Raw genomic sequence first — 15,371 nt, 5'->3', positions numbered from 1 at the left:
GCGGTGAAAGGTGAAGCGTGACCGACCAGATGGACAGACCGGTCATCGTCGAAGCAGACGGTGGGTCTAGAGGGAACCCCGGTGTCGCCGGGTATGGCGCACTCGTGCGAGACGCGGCGACTGGGCACCTCTTGGCTGAACGAGCAGCACCATTGGGGACGGCCAGTAACAATGTCGCTGAATATTCCGGGCTGATCGCGGGCCTAGAAGCAGCAGAGGAGATCGCTCCTTCAGCCGATGTCGAAGTCCGCATGGATTCCAAACTGGTCATCGAGCAGATGTCCGGTCGATGGAAAATCAAGCACGAGGACATGAAACGGCTGGCATCTCAAGCCCGTGAGCTCGTGGCCCGGCGACGCCAAGCCGGAGGCACGGTGACCTTGACCTGGGTCCCGCGAGCCCACAATAAAGCTGCTGACGCATTGTCCAACGACGGCATGGACGGCCGGACCATCGACCGAAATCATGAGCTAACAGCACCGCTCTCCTCTGATCAGGCCCCACCGAGCGAGGGACAGCTCACTGAACTCGCCGAGGAAACACCGCCCCTTGTGCCTACGGATGGTCTGACCGGACGTGCCAGGATCACCCCCCGAGCACCTGACATGTCAGCCAAGCCAGCTCGAATCGTCCTGGTCAGACATGGCCTTACCGAAGCCACCCAGGCTGGTCTGCTCGATGGCCGGGATGGCACTGACTCCCCGCTGACGCCTGAAGGTACCCGTCAGGCGCATGCTGCGGCAGTGGCTGTTGCTGGGTTCCTCGGCGACGGACCAATCCGGGTAGTCACCTCATCGCTGGCCCGCGCGAGACAAACTGGCGCAGCGGTCGCGGCTCGGTTAGGAGTCACCCCAGAGGTCGACGACCGTTGGGATGAGCAATCATTCGGTGACTGGGAGGGGCACACCGTCGCCCAGGTATGCGCCCAGGATGCTGATGGCTATGCGCAGCTGCGCTCCGATGACACCTACGCTCGTCCCGGCGGGGAATCCCGCTGCGACCTGCGTTCCAGGGTGCTGCAGGCCTACGACGACCTAGTCCGCGATGCTCTCGATGACGGCCGCCCGGTCGTCGTCGTCGGTCACCGGGCTGCGATGCTGATCGTGCTCGCCGAGGTGATCGGCCTCACATCACCATGGTCGATGGCGATGTCCCCGGCATCGCTCACCTCGCTGCGGACCTGGTCCGACGGCGGCGTCCTGGTCGAATTCGTCAACGACACCTCTCATCTGCGGGGCTGACCGGACTGGCAACCTGGACAGATCACTGGCGGCTGGAGCCTCGTAGGGTGTGTGCATGGCTCAGCGTCGACTCGTTCTCGGACCTGCTCACCCACCTCAGCCCCACGGCTCCCTCAGCGTCGGGGATATTCCCGACGTACCCTCGCGGGCTGACGCTGACCATGACGAGCTGAGGGAAGCGTTTGCGGCGATCCGTCGCCGCCTCGCCGTACCAGGTGACTTCCCAGCCGAAGTCCTCGCGGAAGCAGAACGCGCCGCCCAGAGCGAGCCACCGGCGTGGATCGACATGACCGGACTGCCGTTCATCACTATCGACCCGCCCGGCAGCATGGATCTCGACCAAGCGCTGCACCTGCAACGACATGACCAGGGTTACCTGGTGCGATATGCCATCGCCGATGTCCCCTCCTTCGTTGCCCCCGGCGGTGCGATCGACCAGGAAGCCCGACGGCGAGGCGAGACCATCTACCTGCCGGACCGGGCCGCGCCGCTGCACCCGCCTCGACTCTGCGAAGGTGCCGCCAGCCTGCTTCCAGGGCAAGACCGGCCAGCTTTCGTGTGGCAGATCACCCTAGACGCGCACGGCCTCCCCGTTGATGTCGATCTACGACGTGCCACGATCCGTAGCGCTGCTCGACTCGACTACGGCAGCGTCCAACATGACCTTGACCAGGGCACGGCCGACCCGATGCTCCTCCTCCTCGCCGAGATCGGGCTGCTGCGCATCGAACAAGAAATCAGCCGGGGCGGAGCCAGCCTGCCCAAACCCGAGCAGGAAGTCATCACCACCGAGACCGGATATCAGGTCCGGTTTCGCCCACCGGCCCCTGTCGAGGACTGGAATGCCCACATCTCGCTGCTGACAGGGATGTCTGCCGCGGACATTATGCTGCGTGGCGGCATCGGCATCCTGCGCACCATGCCAGCCCCCGACACGACCCGAATGGACCGGTTCCGCAGGCAAGCCACCGCTCTCGGGGTCCACTGGCCAGAGGGCCAGACCTACGGCGCCTTCCTCCGCCACCTCGATCACAGCGACCCCCACCACGTGGCGCTGATGCACGCTGCGACATCACTATTCCGCGGCGCCGGATACACCCCTTTTGACGGGACGCTGCCTACCCACACTGAACATGCAGCGCTCGCTGCGCCGTACGCGCATGTCACGGCGCCGTTACGGCGTCTCGTGGACCGGTTCGGCCTCGTGGTCTGTGCAGCGCTGTGTGCCGGCGAGGACGTGCCGGAGTGGGCCAGGCACGCCCTTCCTCAGCTGCCTGAGGTGATGAGTGCCAGCGGCCGCCTCTCCGGGGCAGTGGAGCGTGCCTGCACTGATGCCGTTGAAGCCGCGGTCCTGGCGCCAATGGTGGGCCGGAGTTGGGATGCTGTTGTCGTGGAGTCTCGTGGTGACGAAGGCTGCACTGTCCAGATCACCGACCCGGCTGTGGTGGCGAGATGCCCGCAGCAGGCGGCGCCGGGAAGCCGGGTGCAGGTCACCTTGACCGGGGTGGATGTCCTAGAGGGACGTAGCTCTTTTGTCATCAGCGACTCCTCCCGCAGCGGCGACCAGGATGGAACCGCGGGGAAGGATGGTGCCAGTGACGTCCACTGACCTTGTGGGACGTGCGGATTGGGAATCGGTCATTGCGCACGCGGCTTTTCCGGCGGTGCTGGCCACCGACCTTGACGGGACCTTGTTGCGCTCTGACGGAAGCGTTTCAGATTTCACCCGCCACATCGTGCGTCGCTATCTGCTCGCTGGCGGGGAGCATGTGATGGTGACAGCCCGACCGCCTCGATGGCTCACCGCAGTGGCACCGATGGTGCCTGCTGGCGGGGTGATTCTCGCGGCGAATGGGGCGTTCGTGGTGTCCGCTGGGGATGGTGCCATTGTCGAGCAGCACACTTTCGTCCCGACAGCAGTGACAGAGCTTGTCACCCGGTTGAAGCAGCATTTCCCGAAGATGGTGTTAGCGGTTGAAAGCTCGACTGGTCTCGTGCGGGAGGCAGGTTTTGCCGCTGATCCGCGGGACGATCCCAGCCTGGTGGTCGATGACCTGCGGGATTGGTTCGCCGGTGCCGATGGCAGCGGCGGCGGGAAGCTATTGGGGCGCTGCCCGGATGTGCCCGGTGACCAGGTGTATGCCTTGGTGGGTGCGGTGGTGGAGGATCGGGCGCATTTGGCGTTCTCGGGCGCAGCTGGGCTGTTGGAGTTGACCTCCCCGGAGGTGACCAAAGCTCGGGCATTGGCCCGGTGGTGTCAGGATCGAGGTCATATCGCTGCGCAGGTGTGGTCGTTCGGTGATATGCCCAATGACTTGCCGATGCTGGGCTGGTCAGGGTTGTCCTTCGCGCCGATTAATGCCCACCCGCAGGTGGCAGCGAAAGTATCTGCTGTCATTCCCCATCATGACGAGGACGGGGTGGGGCAAGTGGTGGCACGGTGTATGTCCCTAGCAGCCGGTTAATCGGGCCGAGGTCACGGATCCCTCGCTGATGGCGTTATGATGACCGCGCGGATGAGTCGGCTGGACGGTCGCGTCGACAGCCACCCCCGGCTTAGGCCGGTAGGGTCTGTCGCCGAGGAACGTCCGGGCTCCGTAGGGCAGGGTGGTGGCTAGCGGCCACCCGGGGCGACCCGCGGGACAGTGCCACAGAAAACAAACCGCCTGTCATGATCACGCCAGTGATGATGACAGGTAAGGGTGAAACGGTGCGTGTAAGAGACCACCAGCACGCCAGGTGACTGGCGTGGCTCGGTAAACCCCACCCGGAGCAAGACCAGACAGTGCACGTTTGAGGGCTGCCCGCCCGAGTGCACGGGTAGGTCGCTGGAGGTGGCTGGCAACAGTCACCCGAGATGGATGACCGTCCTCGACAGAACCCGGCGTACAGGCCGACTCATCCGCCTTGTCTGAGACGCCACGCCGAGATCGGCGTACCTGCAGGTTGTCTTGTCTCTTCTAGGCTGATCGATCGTGCAGCCTTCACGCCCCCAGCGCGCGCTACGAGCCGTTGCGCTGATCTTGCTCACCGCAAGTGCGCTTTCCTGTTCTGGCCCCTCACCGTCCCCCTCTGCTCCAGGGGAGTCGGCTCCCGCTGGCGCCAGTGCTACGACAACGACGGATAACCCACCAGGGTGGTCAGCAGCGGTCCGCGCGGAGAACGCCAGATCCGGCGACAAGGACTGGTACGCCGATGAGAAATTCCGGGGACGCCCTGGCCTGGCTGCTTTCCTCGACCGAGTGTCAGTGCGGCCAGGGGAGGACGTGGGAGTCTATGTCTCCGGCAAACCCGGACCGGTCACGGTGGTCGCCTATCGGATGGGAGAGTACGGCGGGGCTGGCGCTCGACAGCTGTGGAGCGGACAGGCCACAGCATCTGAGCAGGGAAAAAGCACTGATCTTGGCCAAGCTGCCGCGGAGATCACCGGGGCTGGACCGACCTCCACCGATGTCGCGCCGTGGGCGCGCAGTGCCACCGTGCCCACGAAGGATTGGCCGGAGGGGGCCTACCTGATCGCGGTGACCTCTCCCGGAGCGGGAGCGACTCGATACGTCCCGCTGACCGTGCGGAGCGCACACGCTCGGGGACGGATGTTGCTGGTCAGCTCAGTGTTGACCTATCAGGCTTACAACGACTGGGGAGGGCACAGCCTCTATCACGGCCCAGACGGCAGCCTGGCCTCCCGAGCTCGGGCAGTCAGTTTTGACCGGCCGTACGCCGCTGAATCCGGTGCGGGGCAGTTTTTTTCGATGGATCTACCGATTATTCGTGCCGCAGAAGCATCTGGCCTGCCGCTGGCCTGGGTGACCGACTACGACCTGGCGGTGCAACCCGACCTGGTCGACGGAGCTGCTGGAATCTCCTTCGGAGGTCATAGCGAATACTGGACCGCGGCGATGCGCGCTCGAATGATCGGGGCTATCAGCCAGGGCACGAATTTTGCGTCGTTCGGGGCGAACACGGCGTACTGGCGGATCCGGATGATCGGCGCCGCATCGGGTCCGGCGAGTGTGGCCGGACGCCGGGATGGTCGTCCCCGAGTGATCTATGCGACAAAAGACGCCGCTGAAGATCCGCTTGCCGGTAGCGATCCGGTCAACGCCACCACGAAGTTCCGTCACCCCCCACACGAGGTGGCCGAGTCCGAACTGGCCGGAGTGGCTTATGACTGCAATCCAGTCGCCGGGGACTGGACAGTGACCGACCCGACCTGGTGGGGTTACCAGGGGACTGGAGCGGTCGCTGGGACGCGCCTCAAAGGGGTCGTCGGTAACGAAATCGACCGCGCCTACACCGGTTCGCCCACGCCGGGGCCACGACAGGTGGTCGCGTACGGCACCGTCGACTGTCGGGGCGCGAGCACGGCATATACCGGGCTTTACACGACTCATCCCGCTGGTGCGGGGATCTTCGCTGCCGGAACTCTCGGCTGGCCGCGCGGACTGACGTCTCCGGACGCGGACACCGCCCGGATCAGCACCGCCATCACGCGTCGCATTCTCAGTGAGTTCGCGAGCGCGAAGGCAGGTGCTCGACATCGGGCGCGGGACAATCTTGCGTCGTATTGGCTGCCGCCGACCCGCACGACGACGTACGGCGGGTGACCTGGCTTCCCGGGACCGTTAGTGACAGGCCCCGGGGAGCCGACATCACCAGGAGGTGTGGCGGGGGCGCCCTTCGTCGTACCCGGTGACGCTCTGCAGGCCGACGACGGCCCGCGCATGGAATTGCCCGATGGTCTCGGCGCCGGCGTAGGTAAAGGCGCTACGCACTCCGGAGATGATCTGATCCATCAGATCTTCCACCCCGGGGCGGCCTGGTTCGAGGTACATCTTGGACGAGGAGATCCCCTCCTCGAAGAGTGCAGCCCGGGCACGGGAGAAGGCGCTGGCTTCCCGGGTCCGGTTGCGTACGGCGCGGGCCGAGGCCATGCCGAAGCTTTCCTTGTAGAGCTTCCCGTCAGCATCACGCAGCAGGTCTCCGGGGGACTCGTAGGTCCCGGCAAACCATGAGCCGATCATGACGCTGGCTGCTCCGGCGGCAAGTCCTAGGGCCACGTCGCGGGGATATTTGACGCCGCCGTCCGCCCAAACTGCGGCACCGCAGTCCTTCGCTGCGGCCGAGCACTCCAGGACCGCGGAGAATTGGGGACGTCCTACTCCAGTCATCATGCGAGTGGTGCACATTGCGCCAGGCCCAACGCCGACCTTGATGATGTCCGCGCCGCTTGCTGCGAGGTCACGGGCGCCGTCAGCAGCGACGACGTTTCCTGCAGCGATGGGGATCCGCCGACCGGTGGCTGCTGCGTGCTCGTCGCGGGCGGCGCGCACCACCGACAGCGCTTCGATCATGCGTTCTTGGTGTCCGTGAGCGGTGTCGACGACGAGGACATCCACGCCGTAGGACAGCAGGGTGCGGGCGCGGCCAGCGACGTCCCCATTGATGCCGACCGCAGCGCCGACCATGAGCCGACCGTCTGGATCCAGTGCTGGGGTGTAGATCGTGGAACGCAGGATGCCACGTCGGGTGAGGACCCCGAGCAGCTGGTCGCCGTCGACGACGGGGGCGATCCCCAACCGGTGGGCATGCAGCTCGTCGAAGGCTGCGTCGAGGTCGACGTCGGGGGAGAGGGTGATCAGGTCGTGGCTCATGACTTCGCCGACGGTGGAGAACCGGTCGACTTCGTGGCAGTCCTGTTCGGTGATGATCCCTACCGGGTGTCCGTCGTCGACGACCACAGCTGCGCCATGTGCCCGTTTGCCGAGCAGCGCAAGGACCTCTGCGACCGGCGCATGGGGGGTGATCACGATGGGTGTTTCAAACACCGGGTGGGCGTTTTTGACGCGACGAACTGTTTTTTCTACCGCGCCGTCAGCAATGTCCTGCGGGATGATGGCGATGGCTCCTCGACGCGCCACTGTCTCGGCCATCCGTCGCCCAGAGACCGCGGTCATGTTGGCGACCACGATGGGCACCGAAGTGCCGACGCTGTCCGGCGTGGTCAGATCCACATCGAGCCGGGAGGCGATCGAGGACCGCGAGGGCACCATGAAGACGTCGTTGTAGGTCAGGTCGTGCGAGGGGCGCTGCCCGTTGAGGAATTCCACGACCGCCATGGTAGGTGGCGACGGGCTGTGACGCCCGTCGCCACCTCTGGAATGGTCAGTGTTGCGTGGCCTGCACCGCGAACCATGCCGCGCCCACGATCCCGGCGGCATTGCGCAGGGTGGCCGGGATGATCGGCGTCTGCAAGTCAAGCAGCGGGAGGAACTTATGAGCTTTTTTGCTCACGCCGCCACCGACGACGATCAGGTCAGGTGAGAGCAGCATCTCGACGTGGGCGAAATAGGTTTGCAGTCGGGCCGCCCACTCGGGCCACTTCAGCTGTTCCCGGTCACGCACCGCAGCGGAGGCGCGGGTCTCCGCATCGACCCCATCGATCTCCAGGTGGCCAAACTCGGTGTTGGGGACAAGGACTCCGTCGACCAGTAGGGCGGTGCCGATCCCCGTCCCCAACGTGGCCAGCAGCACCGTGCCAGGGGCGCCCTTCGCTGCCCCGTAGTGCAACTCGGCGATCCCGGCGGCGTCGGCGTCATTGAGCACACTCACTGGACGTCCCAGGCGTTCGCTAAAGAGTGCGTTGACATCGATGCCGATCCACGACTTGTCGATATTGGCGGCGGATCGCATGATGCCCCCACGGACGATCCCAGGGATCGTCACCCCCACCGGAGAATCGCCGGTGTACGACGCGAATTCCTCAGCCACTCGGGCCACCACATCCGCCACGGCCTCCGGGGTGGCTGGCTGTGGCGTCTCGATCCGCAACCGATCAGCGACAAACTCACCGGTCTCCAAGTCGACCGGCGCACCTTTCACGCCGCTACCGCCAATGTCGATGCCAAGAGGAAAAGAAGGGCTGACCATCGAAAGGTGTCCTTTCCGGGGCGGAGCTGCGTGTCAGCGGTGAGCGTACACGCGGCCGAAGTAATCAGGGCAGCGTCAGGATCTCAGCCCCGGACGCTGTCACCAAGATGGTGTGCTCGAATTGCGCTGACCGACGAAGGTCGGCGGTCACCACGGTCCAGTCGTCGTCCCACAGATCCCATTCCGGCGTACCGAGATTCAGCATCGGCTCGATGGTGAAGGTCATGCCTTCTTCCAGAATTGTGGCGTAGCCGGGAGCGGCGTCGTAATGCGGGACGATCAACCCTGAATGGAAGGTCGTGCCGATGCCGTGCCCGGTGTAGTCCCGGACCACGCCGTAGCCAAAACGGCGAGCGTAACTTTCGATGACCCGGCCGATGACGTTGAGCTCCCGGCCCGGGCGGACCGCTTTGATCCCTCGGCGCAGCGACTCGCGGGTCACTTCGACCAGGGTCGCGGACTCCTCGTCGATCTCACCGACCGGGAAGGTCGCGTTGGTGTCGCCGTGCACTCCGTGAATGAAGCAGGTGACATCCAGGTTGACGATGTCTCCCTCCAGGAGCGCCCGGTCGTCAGGGATGCCGTGGCAGATGACCTCGTTCACCGAGGTGCACAACGACTTCGGGAATCCGCGATAGCTCAACGGTGACGGGTAAGCGCCGTGGTCACAGAGGTATTCGTGCACCACTCGATCCAACTCGTCGGTGGTGACTCCGGGTGCGACGGCCTCCCCGCCCGCCTGCAGAGCGCCGGCGGCAATCCGCCCGGCAATCCGCATTTTTTCGATCGTCTCGGCATCCTTGACTTCGCTGCCCTCAAACGGGCGGGGTTCGGGACGGCCGACGTACTCGGGGCGGGCGATCGACGAGGGGACCGGGCGGCCTGGGGTCACCAGGCCGGGAGTCAATGGTGCGCTGGACGCGGTGGCGGGCATGGGCCGATTGTGCCAAACCTCTCCCGAGTCGCTCGATAGCGGTCCACGGTGCGAGGCATCAGCGGAATGACGCCATCGGCTGCGGATCACGGACTACGGTGCATCCCTGAGGGATACGGTCGGGCGGGTCGATCGTCGACATGGACCTGGAGGAATGGTCATGGCGTACTGGTACAACATCAACACCGGTCAGGTGGAGGAAGACGGGCACACATCCCGGAAAGAAAATCTGATGGGGCCTTATCCCACGATTGAGCAGGCCACAGCTGCTCTGGACCGGGCTAAGGAGCGCACCCAGGCCTGGGATGAGGAGGATCAACGCCGGGCGCAGGAGGATGACGCTGATCGGTGACGCAGCTGATGCCGGTCCCCGCAGAGACCGGCATCAATGCAGTGGTCGCGGGCCGGAACGACCCGTCACCGACGTCGGTCAGATTTGGGTGAGCCGATGCATGGCGGCGTCCCAACGTGCCACCAGGGCTTCTCGGTCCATGTCTTGAGTCAGATGTTCGTGGCGCAGCGTCAACATGGTGCCTTCGCCTTCGGCAGCCATTTGCAGATCCACCATGGTCGCAGGGGCGTCGGCGTCTGCATGCCAGGAGACTCGCACCTGTTGTTCAGGGTGGTAACTCCGCGTGACGCCGTACGTGCCATCGGCGGCATGCCAAGAGTCTCCCTTGCCGCCCAGCATGGCGCCCTCACCGAGGAAAGCTTCGATGCCTTCTCGTTCGGTCAGGCGTCGCCACACCTCGCCCAGAGGGCGAGGGACGTGCTGGACGACCTCAATGGTGTCGGCCGGCTTGGCGTCGGCCTCGGAGATCTCGTTCGAAAGAGTCATGTTGTCTCCTCGAGTCCTCACCCGCCGGGCGGTCCACCACGGCGGGAACTGCGCGTGTCTTCACCTCATCACTTTCCGACGCATCGCACAACGGGTTCGCCGGTGCGAGTCCCGAGGGGCGGACGTGGCGAGAATCACCGTGGGCTGACTCCCGAATCGGGAACGATTCGGATGCCGCCCGTGACGCCACCATGGTCGATACGGCAGGATCACCTCCATGGATCGTCAGGAGGAGTTTGTCCTGCGCACCCTTGAGGAGCGCGATATCCGGTTTGTGCGCCTGTGGTTCACCGACGTGCTGGGCACGTTGAAGTCGGTGGCGGTCGCCCCAGCCGAGTTGGAAGGCGCGTTCGAGGAGGGGTTGGGCTTCGACGGCAGCGCCATTCAGGGTTTTGCTCGGGTCACTGAGTCAGACATGCTGGTCAAACCAGACCCTGCGACCTTCCAGATCCTGCCGTGGCGAGACAGTCCTCCCGGCACAGCGCGGATGTTCTGCGATGTGCAATTACCTGATGGGTCACCGTGCCTGGCAGATCCCCGCTATGCACTGCGGCGCACCTTGGCTAAAGCTGCCGATATGGGTTTCAGTTTCTACACTCACCCGGAGATCGAGTTCTTCCTTTTCGAGCAAGATCTGCGACTGGGGGAGCCGCCGGTCCCGATTGATCATGCCGGTTATTTCGATCACTCAGCGCATGCCGCAGGCCAGGATTTCCGGCGGCGAGCCATCACGATGTTGGAATCGATGGGAATCTCGGTGGAGTTCAGCCACCATGAGGGTGCCCCTGGGCAAAATGAGATTGACCTGAGATATGCCGATGCTTTGTCGACAGCAGATAATATCATGACATTCCGGACGGTCATCAAAGAGGTCGCGCTGGAGCAGGGGGTGTTTGCGTCGTTTATGCCCAAGCCGCTGGCCCATGTTCCCGGGTCGGGTATGCACACTCATCTCTCCTTGTTTGAGGGAGACAAGAATGTCTTCTATGAGGCTGGTGCGCGATACCAGTTGAGTAAAGTGGCGCGGCAGTTCATTGCCGGGATTCTGCGGCATGGTGCTGAGATCACGGCGGTGACCAACCAGTGGGTCAATAGTTATAAGAGGCTGTGGGCGGGCGACGAGGCTCCGGCGTACGTCTGCTGGGGTCACAACAATGGGTCCGCCATGGTCCGGGTGCCCATGTATAAGCCCATGAAGGGCAATAGCACCCGGATTGAGGTGCGGTCTTTGGATCCGGCCTGCAATCCCTATCTGGCGTTTGCAGTGTTGCTGGCTGCGGGTCTGAAAGGGATTGAGGAGGAGTATGAGCTGGGGGATGAGGCGGAAGACGATGTGTGGAGTTTGACTGCCGCAGAGCGCTCCGCTTTAGGGATTGAGCCATTGCCCAGCTCGCTGCATTCAGCGATCACGGTGATGGAAAGAAGCGAATTAGTAGCGCAGACATTAGGTGAGCAGATCTTCGAGGTGTTCCTGCGTAATAAGAAAGCTGAATGGGACGAGTACCGGGCGCAGGTGACACCGGTGGAGCTGACTCGGCTCCTACCTAATCTGTAGGGGTTGTCGATGGAGCGGCAGGCCTCGGTTGGCGCGCATCTGGTCCGGTTGGGTTTTCGAGATTCGGGTCGGGTGGCAGGGTTGTTGGCCTCGCCTGCGATGCAGGGCTTGGTGTCCTTTCCGGATGACGACAACGGACTGTTGAGAGTGGTGTCGGGGACTGCTGATCCCGACACCGCGGTGTTGGCGCTGGTTCGCCTGTTGGAGTCGGTGGACCGGGCAGAGGCGTCGGAGGTCCGCCGGGACGAGTTGTGGGAGATGCTCTCCACGGCGGGTCCCGGCCGGGACCGATTGGCTGCGGTGTGTGGGGTGTCCAGTGCATTAGCCGATCATCTGGTCGCCCATCCTCAGCATTGGGTGCGAGTTGCCGAGGCGCTTCCGCTGGGGGCGCCAGAACGAGTACGCCGGCTGGTGCGCGCGGTGGACCCGCATCATCGAGGCGCTCATACGGCGTACGACGCCTTGCGGATCGCATATCGCGAGCAGTTGGTGGCGATCTGCGCGGCAGACGTGGTGGCCCCGGACCCGCGGCAGATGCTTCCTGCGACGGCAGCGGCGTTAGCTGACTTGGCGGCGGCAGCCTTGGAAGCAGCATTGGTGATCGCGGCGCAGGAGCATCCTCGGGAAGCGGCTGCGGCTCGGCTGGCGGTGATCGGCATGGGCAAGTGCGGGGGGCGCGAACTGAACTACATCTCTGATGTTGATGTGGTCTTTGTCGTGGAGCCAGCTGGGTCGGCGTCCGAGGTGGAGGCGGTTGCTGCGGCCACGATCCTGGCGTCGGCGGTGATGCGGGCGTGCGCGGTGCCCACCGCGGAGGGGTCGTTGTGGCAGGTCGACGCAGCGTTGCGGCCTGAGGGGAAGCAAGGGCCGCTGGTGCGCACGGTAGCCAGCCACCTGGCGTATTACCGCCGATGGGCGAAGACCTGGGAGTTTCAGGCGCTAGTGAAGGCCAGGTGTGTCGCGGGGGATCAGGAGGTGGGGCGGTCCTACCTAGAGGCGGTGCGGCCGTTGGTCTGGCAGGCCGCGGGACGGGATCGTTTTGTTGAGGATGTCCAAGCCATGCGTCGCCGGGTGGAGGCGCATGTGCCGGCGGCTGAAGCCAGTCGTCAAGTCAAGTTGGGTCCTGGTGGATTGCGGGACATTGAGTTCTCGGTGCAGTTGTTGCAGCTAGTACACGGTCGGACTCACGAATCGTTGCGCTCGGGGAGCACATTGGAGGCGTTGGCGGCGCTTTCTGAGGGTGGGTACGTCGCCAGGGAGGACGCTGCACGCCTCGACGCGGCGTACCGGTTCTTACGCAGTATGGAACATCGCATCCAATTGCATCGGATGCGGCGGACTCATCTGATGCCGACGGCTTCGGCTGATCTGCGGCGTCTAGGGCGGTCGATGAATCTGCGCAGCCAACCGGCAGAGCAGGTAGTCGCTGCCTGGCATGACGAAGCTCGTGAGGTGCGGCGTCTTCACGAGAAATTGTTTTATCGGCCACTGTTGGCAGCTGCGGCCCGGTTGACGACTGACGAGGTGCGGTTGACCCCGCAAGCTGCGCAGGAACGGCTTAAAGTATTGGGCTTTCGTGATCAGGCCGGGGCAATGCGCCATTTGGAGGCTTTGACGCGGGGCTTTGACCGGACTGCGGCGATCCATCGACAGTTGTTGCCGGTGATGTTGGGGTGGTTCGCTGATGAGGCCGATCCTGATGCTGGTCTGTTGGCGTACCGCAAGGTCAGCGAAGCGTTGGGGCGCACTCCGTGGTATATGAGGATGCTCCGAGATTCTGCCGAGGCCGCTGAGCAGGTCGCTCATGTTCTGGCGAGGAGCCGATTCGCTGGTGATTTGTTGGTTCGTATCCCTGATGCGGTGCGTTTGTTTGGCGAATCGGAGGGGATGACGCCGCGGACGCGGGATCAGCTGGTGGCGACGATGCGATCGGCGATCACTCGCAAAGATGGCCCGGATGAGGCGGTGGAAGCCGCTCGGATGATTCGCCGGGCAGAGCTGTTCCGGGTGGCGGTGGCTGATTTGACTGGCGCTGTCAGTGCTGAGCAAGTGGGTGAGGCCTTGACTGACCTGGCTGAGGCTTTGCTGGAGTGTGCTTTGTATGTCGCGACTAAACGGGTCGGTCTGGAGCGTGGCACGCCAGTTCCTGCAGATATCGCGGTGATCGGGATGGGGCGCTTCGGAGGTCGGGAAATGAGTTATGCCTCCGATGCTGACGTGCTTTTTGTGCATCGTCCTCATCCAGGCGCTGACGAGCAGGTGGCTGCATCGGCGGCATCAGCGGTGGTGGTGGAATTACGGCGGGTCTTGGGGCTGGCTGGGCCGGATCCTCAGCTCGACTTGGATGCGGATCTTCGTCCTGAGGGCAAGGCCGGCCCGGTGGTGCGCACTGTGGAGGGGTACCGGGGATATTACGAGCGGTGGGCGCAGACGTGGGAGTTTCACGCGCTACTGCGCGCTCGCCTAGTCGCCGGTGATCCGCAGGTGGGAGCGCAGTTCATCGAGATGGCTGACCGGTGGCGATATCCCGATGCGGGGGTGACCGTCGTACAGGAGCGGGACATCCGCAGGTTGAAGGCACGGATGGAATCGGAGCGCCTACCGCGGGGCGCGGATCCGCGAGGCCACGTGAAGTTGGGCCCGGGTGGCTTGTCAGATGTGGAGTGGACGGTTCAACTGCTGCAGTTGAGGCACGCCAGCGAGCATCCGGGATTACGGGCGACGGGGACGCTTCCCGCTCTCGAAGCGGCGGTCGCTGCGGAGGTGTTGTCTGCTCACGATGCGGCGGTGTTGCGGGAAGCGTGGGTGGCATCGTCGCGAGTGCGTGATGCGGCGATGTTATGGCGTGGCCGGGCGACGGATTCGTTGCCCTCCGATGTCCGCGATGCTGAAGGCATTGCCCGAATTATGGGTTTATCTGCGGGACAAGGTTTTACATTGACCGATGATGTGCAGCGCTCGATGCGCCGTGCACGAATGGTCACGGAGCGACTCTTCTACGGCCGCGACGAAGCGTCGTGAACAGGGCATACGGCGCAGGCAGGTAGCCTGGTAGGGCGACGGGAACGTCCGTCGGCAGGATCGGAGAGGGCCCTCATGACCGTACGTGTGTACCTTCTGGACGACCACGAGATCGTCCGACGAGGACTGCGTGAGCTGCTCGAGTTGGAAGAGGACATCGAGATCGTGGGGGAGTCCGGATCGGCGGAAGAAGCCGAACGGCGGATCCCGGCGTTACGTCCTGATGTCGCAATACTGGATGCGCGCCTCCCCGACGGGTCGGGTATCGAGGTATGTCGTCAGGTTCGTGCGGTGGATCCATCGATTGCTGGTCTGATCCTGACCTCGTTTGATGACGAGCGCGCGCTGGCGTCAGCGGTCTTAGCTGGAGCTGCCGGGTATCTTCTTAAAGACATTCACGGTTCGGACCTGGTCGAGGTGATCCGTGCGGTGGCCCGCGGCGAACGTTTGCTCAGCGAAGCTGACGTTGCCGGGTTCCACGAGTCCTTGTCGCTGGGGACCACCACTGACCCGAGGTTGCGCAGCCTGACCCCGCAGGAGCGTCGCATCCTGTTGCACGTGGCCCAAGGAATGACGAACCGCCAAATCGGGCAGGAACTCTTCCTCGCGGAAAAGACAGTCAAGAACTACATCACAGCAGTTCTGGCCAAGCTCGGCATGGAACGACGTACTCAGGCAGCTGTTTTCGCGGCAACTCACGCTGAGGAGCTTCAAGACCGTCCCTGAGGCGGACCGGCTGATGATCGACATCGACGAAAGGGGAGGTGTCGGCGTCGAATGGTAAGTCCTTTCAACAGGTGGACCACTGTTCGGCGGGAATATCCGAAAAACAGAACGAATCCCAGTTCAGGG

Annotated in this window: 12 protein-coding genes and 1 other RNA gene; 9 read left to right on the top strand and 4 right to left on the bottom strand. The window is 64.0% G+C overall.

Going from position 1 to position 15,371, the window contains the following annotated elements; translation table 11 throughout:
* Positions 1 to 17: 17 nt before the first annotated feature.
* The 5 genes from KEM60_RS12795 (at position 18) to KEM60_RS12775 (ending at position 5,848) form a co-directional block, all read left to right on the top strand.
* Positions 18 to 1,241 (top strand): bifunctional RNase H/acid phosphatase, encoded by a 1,224-nt coding sequence (locus KEM60_RS12795; protein ID WP_304502175.1) that lies wholly within the window; start codon positions 18 to 20, stop codon positions 1,239 to 1,241.
* A gap of 55 nt (positions 1,242 to 1,296) precedes the next feature.
* The gene (locus KEM60_RS12790) at positions 1,297 to 2,850 is read left to right on the top strand and encodes an RNB domain-containing ribonuclease (RefSeq protein ID WP_219107970.1); all 1,554 of its coding nucleotides are present in this window, start codon (positions 1,297 to 1,299) and stop codon (positions 2,848 to 2,850) included.
* Positions 2,837 to 3,706 (top strand): HAD family hydrolase, encoded by an 870-nt coding sequence (locus KEM60_RS12785; protein WP_219107969.1) that lies wholly within the window; start codon positions 2,837 to 2,839, stop codon positions 3,704 to 3,706. Before KEM60_RS12790 ends, KEM60_RS12785 begins: the two co-directional genes overlap by 14 nt.
* 52 nt (positions 3,707 to 3,758) lie before the next feature.
* Positions 3,759 to 4,146, top strand: an RNA gene (gene rnpB, locus KEM60_RS12780) — RNase P RNA component class A.
* 70 nt (positions 4,147 to 4,216) lie between these two features.
* Positions 4,217 to 5,848, top strand: coding sequence for a N,N-dimethylformamidase beta subunit family domain-containing protein (locus KEM60_RS12775; RefSeq protein ID WP_219107968.1), 1,632 nt, complete (start codon positions 4,217 to 4,219; stop codon positions 5,846 to 5,848).
* 45 nt (positions 5,849 to 5,893) lie between these two features.
* On the opposite strand, the gene KEM60_RS12770 is transcribed toward KEM60_RS12775, so the two are convergent.
* The 3 genes from KEM60_RS12770 to map form a co-directional block, all read right to left on the bottom strand.
* A complete protein-coding gene (locus KEM60_RS12770; protein ID WP_219107967.1) occupies positions 5,894 to 7,351 on the bottom strand; it encodes a GuaB1 family IMP dehydrogenase-related protein in 1,458 nt (485 codons plus the stop codon).
* Between the two features lie 55 nt (positions 7,352 to 7,406).
* Complete coding sequence (gene ppgK, locus KEM60_RS12765) at positions 7,407 to 8,171, bottom strand: polyphosphate--glucose phosphotransferase (RefSeq protein WP_219107966.1); 765 nt, start codon at positions 8,169 to 8,171, stop codon at positions 7,407 to 7,409.
* 64 nt (positions 8,172 to 8,235) lie between these two features.
* Positions 8,236 to 9,105: a type I methionyl aminopeptidase gene (gene map, locus KEM60_RS12760; protein ID WP_219107965.1), complete on the bottom strand. Its 870-nt coding sequence runs from the start codon at positions 9,103 to 9,105 to the stop codon at positions 8,236 to 8,238.
* Between the two features lie 160 nt (positions 9,106 to 9,265).
* Here map and KEM60_RS12755 point away from each other — a divergent pair, with 160 nt between their 5' ends.
* Positions 9,266 to 9,457, top strand: coding sequence for a methionine aminopeptidase (locus KEM60_RS12755; protein WP_219107964.1), 192 nt, complete (start codon positions 9,266 to 9,268; stop codon positions 9,455 to 9,457).
* Between the two features lie 78 nt (positions 9,458 to 9,535).
* On the opposite strand, the gene KEM60_RS12750 is transcribed toward KEM60_RS12755, so the two are convergent.
* Positions 9,536 to 9,943 carry an SRPBCC domain-containing protein gene (locus KEM60_RS12750; RefSeq protein WP_219107963.1) on the bottom strand — a complete coding sequence of 136 codons (408 nt, stop codon included), beginning with the start codon at positions 9,941 to 9,943 and terminating at the stop codon, positions 9,536 to 9,538.
* A 217-nt stretch (positions 9,944 to 10,160) separates the two neighbouring features.
* On the opposite strand from KEM60_RS12750, the gene glnA reads away from it, so the two are divergent.
* From glnA to KEM60_RS12735, 3 genes are all read left to right on the top strand, one after another.
* The gene (glnA, locus tag KEM60_RS12745) at positions 10,161 to 11,498 is read left to right on the top strand and encodes a type I glutamate--ammonia ligase (protein ID WP_219107962.1); all 1,338 of its coding nucleotides are present in this window, start codon (positions 10,161 to 10,163) and stop codon (positions 11,496 to 11,498) included.
* A gap of 9 nt (positions 11,499 to 11,507) precedes the next feature.
* Positions 11,508 to 14,519 carry a bifunctional [glutamine synthetase] adenylyltransferase/[glutamine synthetase]-adenylyl-L-tyrosine phosphorylase gene (locus tag KEM60_RS12740; RefSeq protein WP_219107961.1) on the top strand — a complete coding sequence of 1,004 codons (3,012 nt, stop codon included), beginning with the start codon at positions 11,508 to 11,510 and terminating at the stop codon, positions 14,517 to 14,519.
* A gap of 75 nt (positions 14,520 to 14,594) precedes the next feature.
* On the top strand, positions 14,595 to 15,245 hold the full coding sequence (locus KEM60_RS12735; RefSeq protein WP_219107960.1) for a response regulator transcription factor: 651 nt from the start codon (positions 14,595 to 14,597) through the stop codon (positions 15,243 to 15,245).
* The last annotated feature ends 126 nt before the right edge of the window (positions 15,246 to 15,371 follow it).

This window comes from Austwickia sp. TVS 96-490-7B (genome assembly GCF_019331795.1).
GTDB lineage: Bacteria > Actinomycetota > Actinomycetes > Actinomycetales > Dermatophilaceae > Austwickia.
This window is presented reverse-complemented; position numbering and strand designations above follow the sequence as displayed.

What these genes read in the sequence shown, in the direction of transcription:
- KEM60_RS12790 (WP_219107970.1), top strand. Translation starts at nt 1,297, where the DNA reads ATGGCTCAGCGTCGACTCGTTCTCGGACCTGCTCACCCACCTCAGCCC.
- ppgK (WP_219107966.1), bottom strand. Translation starts at nt 8,171, where the DNA reads ATGGTCAGCCCTTCTTTTCCTCTTGGCATCGACATTGGCGGTAGCGGC.
- map (WP_219107965.1), bottom strand. Translation starts at nt 9,105, where the DNA reads ATGCCCGCCACCGCGTCCAGCGCACCATTGACTCCCGGCCTGGTGACC.
- KEM60_RS12755 (WP_219107964.1), top strand. Translation starts at nt 9,266, where the DNA reads ATGGCGTACTGGTACAACATCAACACCGGTCAGGTGGAGGAAGACGGG.
- KEM60_RS12750 (WP_219107963.1), bottom strand. Translation starts at nt 9,943, where the DNA reads ATGACTCTTTCGAACGAGATCTCCGAGGCCGACGCCAAGCCGGCCGAC.
- glnA (WP_219107962.1), top strand. Translation starts at nt 10,161, where the DNA reads ATGGATCGTCAGGAGGAGTTTGTCCTGCGCACCCTTGAGGAGCGCGAT.
- KEM60_RS12740 (WP_219107961.1), top strand. Translation starts at nt 11,508, where the DNA reads ATGGAGCGGCAGGCCTCGGTTGGCGCGCATCTGGTCCGGTTGGGTTTT.
- KEM60_RS12735 (WP_219107960.1), top strand. Translation starts at nt 14,595, where the DNA reads ATGACCGTACGTGTGTACCTTCTGGACGACCACGAGATCGTCCGACGA.